Source organism: Mesorhizobium sp. M0207 (assembly GCF_040321995.1).
Taxonomy (GTDB): Bacteria; Pseudomonadota; Alphaproteobacteria; order Rhizobiales; family Rhizobiaceae; genus Mesorhizobium.
Genome location: NZ_JAMYSQ010000032.1, coordinates 1 through 15,498, shown reverse-complemented (window position 1 = coordinate 15,498; position 15,498 = coordinate 1). Strand labels below are relative to the sequence as shown.

The window sequence follows — 15,498 nt, the reverse complement described above, 5'->3', positions numbered from 1 at the left end:
CGATGTCCATTCTCGTCGACAAGAACACCAAGGTGCTGGTGCAGGGCCTGACCGGCAAGACCGGCACGTTTCACACTGAACAGGCGCTCGCCTATCACGGCACAAAGATGGTCGGCGGCATCCACCCCAAGAAGGGCGGCGAAACCTGGACCGGCGCCAAGGGCGAGGCGCTTCCGATCTTCGCCACCGTAGCCGAAGGCAAGGCCAGGACCGGCGCCAACGCTTCGGTCGTCTACGTGCCGCCGGCGGGTGCTGCCGAAGCGATCCTGGAAGCGATCGAGGCCGAGATCCCGCTGATCGTCTGCATCACCGAGGGCATACCGGTGATGGACATGATCAAGGTCAAGGCGAGGCTCGACCGTTCGACGTCGCGGCTGATCGGGCCGAACTGCCCCGGCGTGCTGACCCCCGACGAATGCAAGATAGGCATCATGCCCGGCAACATCTTCCGCAAGGGCTCGGTCGGCGTTGTTTCCCGCTCGGGAACGCTTACCTATGAGGCGGTGTTCCAGACCACCAATGTCGGCCTCGGCCAGACCACCGCCGTCGGCATCGGCGGCGACCCGGTCAAAGGCACGGAGTTCATCGACGTGCTGGAGATGTTCCTCGCCGACGACGAGACCAAGTCGATCATCATGATCGGTGAAATCGGCGGTTCGGCCGAGGAAGACGCCGCGCAATTCCTCAAGGACGAGGCAAAGCGCGGCCGCAGCAAGCCGATGGCCGGCTTCATCGCCGGGCGCACCGCGCCGGCGGGCCGCACCATGGGCCATGCGGGCGCGGTCATCTCCGGCGGCAAGGGCGGCGCGGAAGACAAGATCGCGGCGATGGAATCGGCCGGCATCAAGGTTTCGCCGTCGCCGGCCCGGCTCGGCACGACGCTGGTCGAGGCGATCAAGGGTTAGGGGAGTAAGGGAGTACGGGAATAGGGGAGTAGGGAACAAGACGAGGGCATTTGCCCTACTCACTTACTCCCCTATTCCCTTACTCCCCTCCAACAAAGGAGACGAAGCAAAGGCTTCGACAGTGACATGGCAAGACAAGATCAGGCCAACGACCAATTTTCGCTTACCTCTTTCCTCTATGGCGGCAATGCCGATTATATCGACGCGCTCTATGCCGCCTATGAGGACGATCCCGCTTCGGTCGATCCCGAATGGCAGGACTTCTTCGCGGCGCTGAAGGATGACGCCGGCGACGTGCGCAGGAACGCCAAGGGCGCCTCTTGGGCCAAGCCCTCCTGGCCGATGCAGGCCAATGGCGAGCTGGTCTCGGCGCTGGACGGCAATTGGGGCCTGGTCGAAAAGCACATCGAAAAGAAGGTCAAGGACAGGGCGGCCGGCAACGGCGCAGCGCTTTCCGACGCCGACGTGCATCAGGCGACGCGCGATTCCGTTCGCGCCATCATGATGATCCGCGCCTTCCGCATGCGCGGCCACCTGCACGCCAATCTCGATCCGCTGGGCATTGCCAAGCCGCTGGAGGATTACAACGAGCTGTCGCCGGAGAATTACGGCTTCACCGAAGCCGACTACGACCGGCCGATCTTCCTCGACAATGTGCTCGGGCTGGAATTCGGCACCATCCGGCAGATGCTCGATATCCTGACCCGGACCTATTGCTCGACGCTCGGCGTCGAATTCATGCATATTTCCGATCCCGAGGAGAAGGCCTGGATCCAGGCGCGCATCGAGGGCACCGACAAGGAGATCTCCTTCACCGCAGCCGGCAAGAAGGCGATCCTGCAGAAGCTGGTCGAGGCGGAAGGCTTCGAGCAGTTCATCGACGTCAAGTACAAGGGCACCAAGCGCTTCGGCCTCGATGGCGGCGAGTCGCTGATCCCGGCGCTGGAGCAGATCATCAAGCGCGGCGGCCAGCTCGGCATGAAGGAGATCGTGCTCGGAATGGCGCATCGCGGCCGGCTGAACGTGCTGTCGCAGGTGATGGCCAAGCCGCACCGCGCCATTTTCCATGAGTTCAAGGGCGGCTCCGCCGCGCCCGACGAGGTCGAGGGCTCGGGCGACGTGAAGTACCATCTCGGTGCCTCGTCGGATCGCGAGTTCGACGGCAACAAGGTGCATCTGTCGCTGACCGCCAATCCCTCGCATCTGGAAATCGTCGACCCGGTGGTGATGGGCAAGGCGCGCGCCAAACAGGATTATCTGTTCGGCCGCAGCCGCGAGGAGATCGTGCCGCTGGAAGAGCGTGCTAAGGTGCTGCCCTTGCTGCTGCATGGCGACGCCGCCTTTGCCGGCCAGGGCGTGATTGCCGAAATCCTCGGCCTGTCGGGCCTGCGCGGCCACCGCGTCGCCGGCACGCTGCATTTCATCATCAACAACCAGATCGGCTTCACCACCAACCCGCGCTTCTCGCGCTCGTCGCCCTATCCGTCCGACGTGGCCAAGATGATCGAGGCGCCGATCTTCCACGTCAATGGCGACGATCCGGAAGCCGTGGTCCATGCGACCAAGGTGGCGATCGAATTCCGCATGAAGTTCCACAAGCCTGTCGTGGTGGACATGTTCTGCTACCGCCGCTTCGGCCACAATGAGGGCGACGAGCCCGCCTTCACCCAACCGATCATGTATCGCAAGATCCGCAACCAGAAGACGACGGTGCAGATCTATGCCGACCGGCTGATTTCCGAAGGCCACATCACCCAGGCCGAGTTCGAAAAGATGAAGGCCGATTGGCGGGCGCATCTCGAGCAGGAATTCGAGGTGGGCCAGCATTACAAGCCGAACAAGGCGGACTGGCTGGACGGCGCGTGGTCCGGCCTGCGCTCGGCCGACAACCAGGACGAACAGCGGCGCGGCAAGACCGCCGTGCCGGTCAAGATGCTGAAGGAGATCGGCAAGAAACTGACCGAGGTGCCGAAGGATTTCGAGGCGCACAGGACGATCATCCGCTTCCTCGACAACCGCCGCCAGGCGATCGAGTCCGGCGAAGGCATCGACTGGTCGACGGCCGAGGCGCTGGCCTTCGGCGCCATCCTGCTCGACGGCAATCCGATCCGGCTGTCCGGACAGGATTCGGAGCGCGGCACCTTCTCGCAGCGCCATTCCGTGCTCTACGACCAGCGCGACGAGACACGCTACATTCCGCTCAACAATCTGTCGGCGGCGCAGGCCGGCTTCGAGGTCATCAACTCGATGCTGTCGGAAGAGGCCGTGCTCGGCTTCGAATATGGCTACTCGCTGGCCGAGCCGAAGGCGCTGACGCTGTGGGAAGCGCAGTTCGGCGACTTCGCCAACGGCGCCCAGGTGGTGTTCGACCAGTTCATCTCGTCGGGCGAGCGCAAATGGCTCAGAATGTCGGGCCTCGTCTGCCTGCTGCCGCATGGCTATGAAGGCCAGGGGCCGGAGCATTCGTCGGCCCGGCTCGAGCGCTTCCTGCAGCTTTGTGCCGAAGACAACATGCAGGTCGCCAACGTCACGACGCCGGCCAATTACTTCCACATCTTGCGCCGGCAATTGAAGCGGGACTTCCGTAAGCCGCTGATCCTGATGACGCCGAAGTCGCTGCTGCGCCACAAGCGGGCGGTATCGACGCTGCCGGAAATGTCGGGCGAAAGCGCCTTTCACCGGCTGTTGTGGGACGACGCGCAGCTGCTGTCAGGCCAGGCCATCAAGCTCACCAAGGATTCGAAAATCCGCCGTGTCGTGCTCTGTTCGGGCAAGGTCTATTACGACCTCTACGAAGAGCGCGAGAAGCGCGGCATCAACGACATCTATTTGCTGCGCGTCGAGCAGCTCTATCCGTTCCCGGCCAAGGCGCTGATCACCGAACTGTCGCGCTTTCGCAATGCCGAGATGGTGTGGTGCCAGGAGGAGCCCAAGAACATGGGCGCATGGTCGTTCATCGACCCGTATCTCGAATGGGTGCTGGCGCATATCGACGCCAAGCATCAGCGGGTGCGCTATACCGGCCGGCCAGCCGCCGCCTCGCCGGCGACCGGATTGATGTCGAAGCATCTCGCCCAGCTTGCCGCCTTGCTCGACGACGCGCTTGGTGAATAGAACAGAACCGAAAGAAACGGACAGGCACAATGGCAACCGAAATCCGCGTCCCGACACTTGGTGAATCCGTCACCGAGGCGACCATCGGCAAATGGTTCAAGAAGGTCGGCGACGCGATCGCCGCCGATGAGCCGCTGGTCGAACTCGAAACCGACAAGGTGACGGTGGAAGTGCCGGCCGCCGCCGCGGGCACGCTCGCCGAGATCGCCGTCAAGGAAGGCGAGACGGTCGGCGTCGGCGCACTGCTCGGCACGATTTCGGCGGGCGCCGGCGCGGCAGCCAATGCCGCCGCCGCTCCGGCGGACAAACAGGATGCGGTATCGCAGGCCTCGGCTCCCACCGCAGCCTCGAGCGTCAAGCAGGCCGCTGCCGAGACGGCCAAGATCGCCGGCGACGCCGGCGCGATCGAGACGCGCACAATGCCGCCGGCGCCGTCGGCGGCAAAGCTGCTGGCCGAGCACAATCTCGCGGTCGACCAGGTGTCGGGCTCGGGCAAGCGCGGCCAGGTGCTGAAAGGCGACGTGCTCGACCTTATCGCCAGGGGCGCGCCGTCGCAGCCGGCCGAAATGCCGAAGGCAGCGCCTGTACCGGCACCCGTTGCCGCGCGCGCGCCGTCCCCGGCCGACGATGCGTCGCGCGAGGAGCGCGTGCGCATGACCAAGCTGCGCCAGACGATCGCGCGCCGCCTCAAGGAAGCGCAATCGACCGCCGCCATGCTGACCACATTCAACGAGGTCGACATGAGCGCGGTGATGGCGCTGAGGGGCAAATACAAGGACGTGTTCGAGAAGAAGCACGGCGTGAAGCTCGGCTTCATGGGCTTCTTCACCAAGGCCGTCACCCATGCGCTGAAGGAGATCCCGTCGGTCAATGCCGAGATCGACGGCACCGATATCATCTTCAAGAACTACGCTCATATCGGCGTTGCCGTCGGTACAGAGAAAGGCCTTGTCGTGCCGGTTGTGCGCAATGCCGACCAGATGTCGATCGCCGAAATCGAGAAGGACATCGGCAGGCTGGGGCTTGCGGCGCGCGACGGCAAGCTGTCGGTCGCCGATATGCAAGGCGGCACGTTCACGATTTCCAACGGTGGCGTTTACGGGTCGCTGATGTCGACGCCGATCCTCAATGCGCCGCAGTCGGGCATTTTGGGCATGCACAAGATCCAGGAGCGGCCGGTGGTGGTCGGCGGCCAGATCGTCATCCGGCCGATGATGTATCTGGCGCTGTCCTACGACCACCGCATCGTCGACGGCAAGGAAGCGGTGACCTTCCTGGTGCGGGTCAAGGAAAGCCTGGAGGATCCTGAGCGGCTGGTGCTCGACCTCTAGGGGCGGCCGACGTGAGCCGGAGCATGGATCTGCGCCGCCGGATGAGTTCGTCTCGTTTCCGGTCCGGTTTGTTTGTCACAATCTGCGCACTCGGCGTGCAGACGGTCTCCGCGGCCCTCGCCGCCTGCCCGCTCGAGCTCGCCGTCCATGGCGATCCTGAGAACGCCGCCGAGATCGATTTCAGGCCGACCGGCGAGTTGGCCGCCGTCACCAACAGCTTCAAGATGGTGCTCGACAACGGCGTCGTGCTCGACGGCATCGTCATGTGGACCGAGAGCGCGGCGCGGCCGCATGGCACGCTGATGTACAAATGCCCGGCCGGCGACGTCACCGGCGACGAGCTCGCCGCCTGCACCGTGTGGGAGGGCGTCATCTACACTGCCGACGACCAGGGCAATATCGCGTTGCTGCCGGGCGAAGGAAAGGATGCGCCGAAGAAGCTGATCCTGCCCGATCTGGGAGCGTCGTTGCAGATGTCGGCGGCCTACGGCGCCAACGGCTTTTCCAAGGTGCCCTGGGACGTCTTTGCCCTGAAAGGATGTCAGGAATGAGCGCGAGCGGAAAGATCCTGCTGGTGACCGGCGGCAGCCGCGGCATCGGCGCCGCTACATGCAGGCTTGCCGCCAGGGCCGGCTATCGCATTGCGGTCAATTACATGTCGAATGCAAAAGCCGCCGAAACGGTGGTCGCCGACATCGAGGCTGCTGGCGGAGAAGCCTTTGCGGTCAAGGGCGATGTCGGCAGCGAGACGGACGTGTTGGCCATGTTCGAGGCTGTCGATGCCCGTTTCGGTCGGCTCGACGCGCTCGTCAACAATGCCGGCGTGGTCGACCAGAGCGCGCGCGTCGACGAGCTGAGCGCTGCGAGGCTGGAGCGCATGATACGCATCAATGTGATCGCGCCGATGCTTTGCGCCCGCGAGGCGGTGAAGCGGATGTCGACCAGGCATGGCGGCAAGGGTGGTGCCATCGCCAATGTTTCTTCGATCGCGGCAAGGCTTGGCGGGCCGGGTCAATATGTCGACTACGCCGCCTCCAAGGGCGCGGTTGATTCCTTCACCGTCGGGCTTGCCCGCGAAGTGGCCGGCGAAGGCATTCGTGTCAACGCGGTCAGCCCGGGCATCATCGACACCGAAATTCATGCCTCCGGCGGTCAGCCGGATCGGGCCGAGAGAATGCGCAAGGTGGTGCCCATGCAGCGCGTCGGCACCGCCGAGGAAGTCGCAGCCGCAATTCTCTGGCTGCTGTCGGACGAGGCGTCCTACACAACCGGCGCCAATCTGGAAATCGGCGGCGGCCGCTAAAGCAAAAGGGACAGTATCATGGCCTATGACGTCGTTATCATCGGATCGGGACCAGGCGGCTATGTCTGTGCTATCAAGGCGGCGCAGCTCGGTCTGAAGACGGCGGTGGTCGAAAAGAACCCGACCTTCGGCGGTACCTGCCTCAACATCGGCTGCATCCCGTCAAAGGCGCTGCTGCATGCGTCCGAGATGTTTGCCGAGGCCGGCCATTCCTTCGAGGCGCTCGGCGTCGAGATCGGCGCGCCCAAGCTCAACCTTGGGAAGATGATGGCACACAAGGATGCGACGGTGACGGCCAACGTCAATGGCGTCGCCTTCCTGTTCAAGAAGAACAAGATCGACAGTTTTCGTGCCACCGGCAAGGTGGTTGCGGCCGGCAAGGTGTCGGTGACCTCCGATGACGGCAAGGTCGAGGAGATCGAGACCAAGAACATCGTCATCGCCACCGGCTCCGACGTCGCCGGCATTCCCGGCGTCAAGGTCGATTTCGATGAGAAGGTGATCGTCTCGTCGACCGGCGCGCTGTCGCTGGACAAGGTGCCGGGCCATCTGGTGGTGGTCGGCGGTGGTGTCATCGGTCTGGAGCTCGGCTCGGTATGGGCGCGGCTCGGCGCCAAGGTCACCGTGGTCGAGTTCCTCGACACCATCCTGGGCGGCATGGATGGCGAGGTCTCCAAGCAGTTCCAGCGCCTGCTGTCGAAGCAGGGCTTTGAATTCAGGCTGGGCGCCAAGGTGACCGGCGTCGCCAAGGCCAAGAAGGGGGCGACGGTTACCTTCGAGCCGGTCAAGGGCGGAGCAGCCGAGACGATCGAGGCGGACGCGGTGCTGATTGCGACGGGACGACGGGCCTATTCGGACGCTCTCGGGCTGAAGGAGGCCGGCGTCGACGTCGACGAGCGCGGCCGGGTCAAGACCGACGGCCATCTCAGGACCAACGTGCCCGGCATCTACGCCATCGGCGATGTCATCGCCGGGCCGATGCTTGCCCACAAGGCCGAAGACGAGGGCGTGGCGGTGGCCGAGACCATCGCCGGCCAGGCCGGTCATGTGAACTATGACGTGATTCCGAGCGTCGTCTACACCACGCCGGAAATCGCCACGATCGGCAAGACCGAAGAAGAATTGAAGAAAGCCGGCATCGACTACAAGGCCGGAAAATTCCCGTTCAGCGCCAATGGCCGCGCGCGCGCCATGCTGCACACCGACGGCTTTGTGAAAATCCTGGCCGACAAGGCCAGCGACCGTGTACTCGGCGTCCACATCGTCGGCTTCGGCGCCGGCGAGATGATCCACGAGGCGGCCGTGCTGATGGAATTTGGCGGCTCGTCGGAAGACCTAGCCCGCACCTGTCACGCCCATCCGACAATGTCGGAAGCGGTAAAGGAGGCGGCATTGGCGACGTTCTTCAAGCCGATCCATATCTGAGCGGTTGAATCGCAGGCGACGGTGGCGATTGGCGAAATAGCCAATCTCCCCCAAGTGGCCCCAAGTGGGGAGATGTCCGGCAGGACAGAGAGGGGCGCGAAGGATCACCACAGACGGCTTCCATTCTCAACCGCAGATGGATTCCAGGGTCTCCGCGATGTCGCTTCGCTCCTGCTCCGCGCTGGATGACGAAGATGAAGTTGGCCCATGGCTAATCGCAGCTCAGAGCATCGACGGCTGCTCCCCAAAAAAACGGCCCGCCTTTCAGCGGACCGTTCATATATTAAATCAGCAGTCTGATTACTGAGCCGGTGCCGGTGCCGGCGCTGGTGCTGGTGCCGGGGCTGGCGCAGGGGCCGGAGCCGGTGTTGCCGGGGCCGGAGCCGGAGCCGGAGCGGGTGTTGCCGGAGCTGGCGCAGGAGCCGGTTCGGCTGGTTTCATCGGCTCGGCGGGCGCTGGGGCCGGAGCTGGTGTGCTGGCTGCGGGCGGTTCGGCAGGCGCAGGTGCCTCGCTACGTCTTCCAAAAACATAATAGGCGACAATTGCCAGGATAACGACGACCAGGGCAATCAGCCAGCCGCTGCCGCCGCCGCTTGGCCGTGCGGAGCCCGGCGAGGTGAATGGGTCGTTCGGATTGGGTGTGTTCGCCATAAAAGTGTCCTCCGTGGATGAAAAACATCAAGTAATAGCCATCAACGTACAATCGTTGAATCGGTTTCACATTAGGCGTTGAAAACGCCGAAAACAGGGCAATTCTGATCCGGAATCGCTCGCAGGCATGCATTTCCACCGCAAAATGGGTTCGATCGAGCCAAACCGAACCTTTTTCGGTTTCTTGGCACGAAGCGCGGCTGATCCGCCGGCGCGCCACGCGTAAGGGCTGATCCCGCCTCGGCAATGATTCGGTGTGCAACTCCGCCGTGTCGTTCAGTTGACGGCGGTCACCGTATAGCCGGTCTTGCGGAAACCCTCGACCAAGCCTTGCGCTCCGGGAAGGTGCATGGCGCCGACCGCCATGAAGACATTGCCGTGGGCGAGGATCGGCGCTGCACGATCGACCATCACCTTGTTGCGGCTGGTGATCATGGTCTGCTCGAATTCGGCGTAACCCGATTGGTCGTCGACCTGTTCGGGGACGACAGCCCGAAACAGCGGTACATACATGCCAGTGTCGCCACGCCGGTAAAGCACGATCATGGTTTCGTTGACGTCGTTCACCTTGTCGCCAAGCTTCAGCGTATCGACCAGCCCCTTCAGGTGAAAGGCGATCGGCAGCGAAGCCATGGCGCGCAGCTGGTCGGCGATTGTCTCCAGCCCCTCGACCGATTTGCCCGAAGCCTCGGCGTCCTTGGCAAGCTTGACGTCGAGCACCGGCGCACCGCCAGCCTGGCGGGCTACTTCGCATGCAGGTAGCGCCACCATCGCCGACAGCAACCAGGGTTTCATCTTGGCGACGGTCGCTGGCGGGATGCCACGCGCATCGAGCGCCTTGTTGACCACCGCCGCATCCTCCGGCGACAGCAGCGACGAAAGCGTCGTCTTGTCGGTGAACATCATCAGATCCGGCTCTTTCAGCATTGCTGCCATCATCTTCTGCTTGTCGAGCACTTCGGTGGTCTCGATGATGACGGTGCCAGCCGCATCGAATGCCTTCTGCGCGGCGGGTGGCAGCGTGGTGACGCGCGGGTCGGTAACGTGCATGGTGCCGAACAGGAAGGACGGTTTTTCGCCCGATTTTTCGAGCTTCCACAGCAGGCCCTTGCCGTTCGGCGTCGCTGCCGCCTCCGCCTCGATCTTGCGGTAGGCAGCCGGGTCGTCCTTTTGCAGCGCGCTCAGCATATCGCTACCGGTGCAGGCCGAAGTCTCGGCGCGTGCCTTGCCCGCCGCGAGCAGCGCGACGATGAGGAAAGAGAGGAAAAACAGGGCGTTCAGCGCGACGAGCAGCTTCAGCGACACATGGGTCGCGCGGTCGGCGATGGCGATGAGGCGTTTCATGCTGCGGTTCTAGGCGCAAAAAGCGGCAAAACGGTTAACCGGCGCATCAAAATTGTTGCGAGATGGCCACCGACACATGCATCGATCACGCACGAGGATGAGCTGCTTCGTAAATCTCGAGCAGCCTGGCGGTGTCGACGCCGGTGTATATCTGGGTTGTCGACAGGCTGGCGTGGCCGAGCAACTCCTGGATGGTGCGCAGGTCGCCGCCGCGCCCTAGCAGATGCGTGGCGAAGGAATGGCGCAGCGCATGCGGCGTCGCCGTGTCGGGCAGGTTGAGCGCCGAGCGCAGCTTGGCCATGTCGCGCTGGACGATTGCCGGGTTGAGTGGGCCGCCGCGGGCACCGCGAAACAGCAGGCCCTTGGGATCGAGATGCCAGGGACACAAGCGGCGGTATTCGGCAATCGCCCGCAGCGCCACCGGCAGCACCGGCACCAGCCGGGTCTTGCCACCCTTGCCGGTGACGCGCAGCACGGTATCACCAGGTGAGGAAAGATCGGCGCCCGACAGGCCGAGCGCCTCGGAAATCCGCAAACCGGACCCATAGAGCAGGGTCAGCACGGCGGCGTTGCGCGCGGCAATCCACGGCTCCTCCGCCAGTTGGCCTTCCACCGAGACGACGTGTTTTGCATCGCTTGCGGTCAGCGGCTTGGGCAGCGATTTCGGCTGCCGCGGCGCGCGCAAGGCTGTCGCACCTGCCGCATTGGCGAGGCCGCGCCTTTCCAGGAAACGCAACAGCGAGCGGATGCCGGCCAGCCCGCGCCCGAGCGTACGGGCGCCGGCGCCCTCGGCACGGCGGGCAGCGAGAAAGCCGCGCAAATCGGCGGGGCGCAGATCGGCGATGTCGGAAATGCCGGGCGAGCCGCCGCAATGGCCGGTCAGGAAATGCAGGAACTGGCGTGTGTCGCGCTCATAAGCCTCGACGGTTTCGGGCGACAGCCGGCGTTCGCGCGCCAGCATCTTCAGCCAGGCCTCGCGCGCCGCCTGCAGGTCGGGTTTTGCCGATATGAGGAATTCCTGCATTGCACTCTTCCAGTTCCCCGCCATCTTCCGGCACGCGGGTTAGGAAGCGGTGAAGAGCGGCGTCATTGAAATGACGACGGGCTGGGGTTAGAGCAAAGCAAAGGATTTTCCGCAGATGAGCAAGCCGCAAAACCCCGTCCAGATGGCCGTGATCGGTGCCGCGCACGGCATCAAGGGCGAATTGCGCGTCAAGAGCTTTACCGGCGACCCGCTGGCGCTGGCCGATTACGGTCCCCTCTACGCCAAGGACGGCCGCGCCTTCCAGATCGTTGACATCAGGCCCGCCAACACCGTGGTGGTGGTGCGCTTCAAAGGCGTCAACGACCGCAATGCCGCCGAGGCGCTGGCCGGCACCGAATTGTTCGTCGATCGTTCGGTGTTGCCCGATGAGGGCGAAGAGGATGAATTCTACCATGCCGACCTCGTCGGACTGGAGGTCAAGGACGACACCGGTGCGGTCGTCGGCAAGGTCGTCGCCGTGCACAATTTCGGCGGCGGCGACATTCTCGACGTGACGCTGGCGGGGCGCAAGGGCGTGCTCATCCCGTTCACGCAGGCCGCCGTTCCGGAAGTGTCGATCGCCGGCGGCTTTGTCCGCGTTGATCCAGCCGCCGCAGGTTTGGTCGAGGATGAGGACGGCGAGCCTCCCGCTGACGACGGTTTCGACCCCAGGGGCAGGCCGCGCGGGCCGAGGGACGCCGGAGGCAACCGGTGAGTTTTTCGGCTTCGGTGCTGACGCTCTATCCCGAGATGTTTCCCGGCGCGCTTGGCCTGTCGCTGGCCGGCCGCGCCCTCGAGACCGGCATTTGGTCGCTCGAAACGATCCAGATCCGCGACTTTGCCAGCGATCGTCACCGTACCGTCGATGACACGCCGGCCGGCGGCGGCGCCGGCATGGTGATGCGGGCAGACGTGCTGGCCAGCGCCATTGACCATGCCTCGCCGGCAGCCGATCCACGTCCGCGCCTGCTGATGAGCCCGCGCGGCAAGCCGCTGAACCAGGCACGCGTGCGCGAACTCGCCGCTGGGCCGGGTGCGGTGATCGTCTGCGGCCGCTTCGAAGGCGTCGACCAGCGGGTCATCGAGGCGCGCGGCCTCGAAGAAGTTTCGATCGGCGACTTCATCCTGTCCGGCGGCGAGCCGGCGGCACTGGTGCTGCTCGACGCCGTGGTGCGCCTGCTGCCCGGCGTCATGGGCAATGCGGAATCGGGCGAGGAAGAGAGCTTTGAAAACGGCCTGCTCGAACATCCGCATTACACACGGCCGCAGGAATTCGAGGGGCGGCCGATCCCCGAAGTGCTGATTTCGGGCAATCACAGGAAGATCGCGGCGTGGCGGCGGGCCGAAGCGGAGAGGCTGACGAAGGAGCGACGCCCGGATCTGTCAGCCGCTCAGCCCTTATCGAAATAGTAGAAAGCCAGGAACAGGCCGACGGCGATGACGAAGCCGCACACCGCGTTCTGCGGCACGCGCCTGGCGATCCAGACGCCGGCATAGCCACCCAGCGCGCCACCCGGGATCATGATGATCGCCTGCAGCCAGGCAATGACGCCGCCCGAGACGAAGACGAGGATGGCAACCGCAGCAATGACCACGGCCAGCATGTTCTTCAATGCGTTCAGCCGGTGATAGTCGCCGGACTGGGTGAGACCGAGCGTCGCCAGCATCATGACGCCCATGCCGGCGCCGAAGAAGCCGCCATAGACGGCGGTGGCGAACTGCGCCAGCGACCCGACCAGCGAACCTACCGCGGCCTCATGCTCCGGCTTGGGCGCCGGCTTCAGCCATGGCCCGGCAGCGAACAATGCGGTTGCCGCCAGCAGCAGCCACGGCACCAAGGCGCGGAACGACGGGTTGTCGAGCCCTAGAAGGATGAGCGCGCCAGACAGCGCACCGAGAGCCGAAATGAGGCTGAGCAGCAGTGCGCCACGCCAGAAATGCTTGATGTCGTGCCAATAGGCGAGCGTCGAGGTGATGTAGCCAGGAAATTGCGTCACCGACGATGTCGCATTGGCGACGATCGGCGGCAGGCCGGCCAGGGTCATGGCGCCAAAGGTTATGAACGTGCCGCCGCCGGCAACGGCATTGACCGCGCCTGATAGAAAACCGGCGAGAAAGAGCAGGACCGCGTCCAAGATTGGCATGAGGGGTGCCGTCGCTGGAGGAAAATGCTTATCTTCCGGCTTAGGAAGCTTGACGCGTGGGCGCAACCCCCTGGACCACAAGCGATCACGGGATTGCCACAGCGGCCTCAGCCAAAAAGAAACAGCGCCAAAAAAGAAACAGCGAAGGCGTGACAAAGCGCCGAAATAGCTGTATGTGCGCGCCGAACCGGAAGAAAATATGCCAAGAGCGATCTTCTGGCCCGTCAACAATGACGGTGTAGTCGCCCCTGCCCGATGTTCTCGAACAGAAGTTCTCGAACGAAGGGCATAGCCGAGCGGTCGATGCGACTGCAAGGCGAGTGTCGGACGCTCTGACTGTCGGAAGAACAAGAAGTGGATTATTGAGATGGACATCCTCCGTCAGCTCGAGGCCGAGCAGGCCGCCAAGATCGAAGCCAAGCGCAAGCTCCCCGAATTCCAGCCCGGCGATACCGTGCGCGTCCAGGTCCGTGTGACCGAAGGCACCCGCACCCGCGTCCAGGCCTATGAGGGCGTCGTCATCGCCCGCGCCGGCGCCGGCTTCCAGGAAAACTTCACCGTCCGCAAGATCTCCTACGGCGAAGGCGTGGAGCGGGTGTTCCCGGTCTATTCACCGATGGTCGAAGGCGTCGAGATCGTGCGCCGCGGCAAGGTGCGTCGCGCCAAGCTGTACTATTTGCGTGACCGTCGCGGCAAATCGGCCCGCATTTCGGAAAACACCGGCGTGCGCGCCCGCAAGCTGAACGACGAAGAGCGCGATGCGCTGAACGCCGAGAAGGCGCGCATCGAGGCCGAGAAAGTGGCCGCCGCCCAGGCGCTGGCCGCCGAGAAGGCCGCGCAGGACGCCGCCGAGAAGAAGGCCGCCGACGAGGCCGCCAAGGCCGCGGAAGCAGCTGCCGCCGAATAAGGCTCTTCAAGAACGTATTTTCGGAAAGGCGGCTTCGGCCGCCTTTTTGTTTCGCGAGGCGGATTCTATTTTGCCGGGCTGCATCGGCCGCAATCGATACGGATCGTTCCGTAATGCCGCCGTTGAAAGCATTGAAATCCATTTTCGTGCCGAACGCCGCATCGGAGCGGCTTGCAAGGCGCCGGCGGAAAGCTAAAGTCGGCGCCGGATTTCCTGCATGCCTCGGCCGATCGAGGCGGTTCAGTTCCTGGGGAGCATCGTCATGATCAATTCGAAACTGCTGCTGGCCGGCCTGCTGGCTTGCCTTCTCGTGCCTGTCGCGGCTCTGGCGCAGGCTCTGCCCGACCTCGGCGGCAAGAAAGTGGTGGTGGTGACCGAAAACGCCTATCCGCCGCTGCAGTTCATCGATGCCAAGACCGGCAAGCAGATCGGTTGGGAATATGACGCGATGAACGAGATCGCCAAACGGCTGAATTTCAAGGTCGAGTACCAGAATACCTCCTGGGACGCGATGATCCAGGCGGTTTCCGACAATCAGTACAACATCGGCATGACCGGCATCACCATCAAGGACGACCGCAAGCAGAAGGTCGATTTCTCCGATCCGTATATGCGCTCGGAACAGTTCATGCTGGTGCGCGGCGACGAGAAGCGCTTCACCGATGCAAAGACGTTCGCCGCCTTCAAGGACGGGCTGATCGGCGCGCAGGCCGGCACCACGCCCTTCTACACCGCCGTCTACAGCGTGCTCGACGGCAACGAGCAGAACCCGCGCATCAAGCTGTTCGAGACATTCGGCGCGACGGTGCAGGCGCTGAAGGCCGGCGACGTCGACGTCGTGCTCACCGACGGCACTGCCGGCAAGGGCTATGTCGATGCGTCCAATGGCGGCCTTAAGCTGATCGGCGGCCCACTCGGCACCGAGGATTTCGGCTTCATCTTCCCCAAGGGCTCCGACCTGGTGAAGCCGGTCAACGCGGCAATCGCCGCGCTCAAGGCAGACGGTACGCTCGACGCGCTCAACAAGAAGTGGTTCCTTGATTACAAGATGGGGCAGTAGGCCCGCTTGTTGCGCGCATTTCATGACGATTGTGCGCGGGAACTCGCGCTGACTCTGCGCTCGTACACCCCCCTCTGTCCTGCCGGACATCTCCCCCTCAAGGGGGGAGATCGGATTTCGCATCGGCTTTCGCCAATTTTCAGTGTTGCAGAACGGGCCGCGAGGTCAAAGCTGCCGATCTCCCCCCTGTTTGGACCGGAGACATCGCGAACAGGTGTGCGAGGACATCGCGAACAGTGCTCCATGCTATCTCTCGACGAGGTTGAGGTCGATGGTTTGGATTTTCTGAT

The 15,498-nt window shown here is 63.8% G+C and carries 13 protein-coding genes; 10 read left to right on the top strand and 3 right to left on the bottom strand.

The features are described from left to right. Positions 1-2 precede the first annotated feature (2 nt). The 6 genes from sucD (at position 3) to lpdA (ending at position 8,078) form a co-directional block, all read left to right on the top strand. Complete coding sequence (gene sucD, locus NKJ15_RS28830; RefSeq protein WP_352450172.1) at positions 3-905, top strand: succinate--CoA ligase subunit alpha; 903 nt, start codon at positions 3-5, stop codon at positions 903-905. A 126-nt stretch (positions 906-1,031) separates the two neighbouring features. Then, entirely contained in the window at positions 1,032-4,019 is a 2,988-nt protein-coding gene (locus NKJ15_RS28825) for a 2-oxoglutarate dehydrogenase E1 component (RefSeq protein WP_352470806.1), read from the top strand. 29 nt (positions 4,020-4,048) lie between these two features. Next, entirely contained in the window at positions 4,049-5,350 is a 1,302-nt protein-coding gene (gene odhB, locus NKJ15_RS28820; RefSeq protein WP_352470805.1) for a 2-oxoglutarate dehydrogenase complex dihydrolipoyllysine-residue succinyltransferase, read from the top strand. Between the two features lie 23 nt (positions 5,351-5,373). After that, entirely contained in the window at positions 5,374-5,901 is a 528-nt protein-coding gene (locus tag NKJ15_RS28815; protein ID WP_352819192.1) for a hypothetical protein, read from the top strand. Further along, on the top strand, positions 5,898-6,653 hold the full coding sequence (locus tag NKJ15_RS28810; RefSeq protein ID WP_352819191.1) for an SDR family oxidoreductase: 756 nt from the start codon (positions 5,898-5,900) through the stop codon (positions 6,651-6,653). Before NKJ15_RS28815 ends, NKJ15_RS28810 begins: the two co-directional genes overlap by 4 nt. Positions 6,654-6,671: 18 nt before the next feature. Next, entirely contained in the window at positions 6,672-8,078 is a 1,407-nt protein-coding gene (lpdA, locus tag NKJ15_RS28805) for a dihydrolipoyl dehydrogenase (RefSeq protein ID WP_352819190.1), read from the top strand. Between the two features lie 927 nt (positions 8,079-9,005). On the opposite strand, the gene NKJ15_RS28800 is transcribed toward lpdA, so the two are convergent. Together NKJ15_RS28800 and NKJ15_RS28795 are read right to left on the bottom strand one after the other, a co-directional pair. After that, positions 9,006-10,073 (bottom strand): TraB/GumN family protein, encoded by a 1,068-nt coding sequence (locus tag NKJ15_RS28800; protein WP_352767378.1) that lies wholly within the window; start codon positions 10,071-10,073, stop codon positions 9,006-9,008. Positions 10,074-10,158: 85 nt separating this feature from the next. Further along, entirely contained in the window at positions 10,159-11,097 is a 939-nt protein-coding gene (locus NKJ15_RS28795; protein WP_352685329.1) for a tyrosine recombinase XerC, read from the bottom strand. Positions 11,098-11,212: 115 nt separating this feature from the next. Between NKJ15_RS28795 and rimM the strand changes: the two genes are divergently transcribed. Both rimM and trmD read left to right on the top strand, forming a co-directional pair. After that, entirely contained in the window at positions 11,213-11,812 is a 600-nt protein-coding gene (gene rimM, locus NKJ15_RS28790; protein ID WP_352819189.1) for a ribosome maturation factor RimM, read from the top strand. Then, entirely contained in the window at positions 11,809-12,507 is a 699-nt protein-coding gene (trmD, locus tag NKJ15_RS28785) for a tRNA (guanosine(37)-N1)-methyltransferase TrmD (RefSeq protein ID WP_352685327.1), read from the top strand. Before rimM ends, trmD begins: the two co-directional genes overlap by 4 nt. Here trmD and NKJ15_RS28780 read toward each other — a convergent pair. Continuing rightward, the gene (locus tag NKJ15_RS28780) at positions 12,489-13,241 is read right to left on the bottom strand and encodes a sulfite exporter TauE/SafE family protein (protein ID WP_352819188.1); all 753 of its coding nucleotides are present in this window, start codon (positions 13,239-13,241) and stop codon (positions 12,489-12,491) included. The two genes, trmD and NKJ15_RS28780, sit on opposite strands and share 19 nt — an antisense overlap. A gap of 367 nt (positions 13,242-13,608) precedes the next feature. Here NKJ15_RS28780 and rplS point away from each other — a divergent pair, with 367 nt between their 5' ends. Together rplS and NKJ15_RS28770 are read left to right on the top strand one after the other, a co-directional pair. After that, the gene (gene rplS / locus NKJ15_RS28775; RefSeq protein ID WP_254817835.1) at positions 13,609-14,148 is read left to right on the top strand and encodes a 50S ribosomal protein L19; all 540 of its coding nucleotides are present in this window, start codon (positions 13,609-13,611) and stop codon (positions 14,146-14,148) included. A 262-nt stretch (positions 14,149-14,410) separates the two neighbouring features. Continuing rightward, positions 14,411-15,208, top strand: coding sequence for a transporter substrate-binding domain-containing protein (locus tag NKJ15_RS28770; protein ID WP_031212709.1), 798 nt, complete (start codon positions 14,411-14,413; stop codon positions 15,206-15,208). The last annotated feature ends 290 nt before the right edge of the window (positions 15,209-15,498 follow it).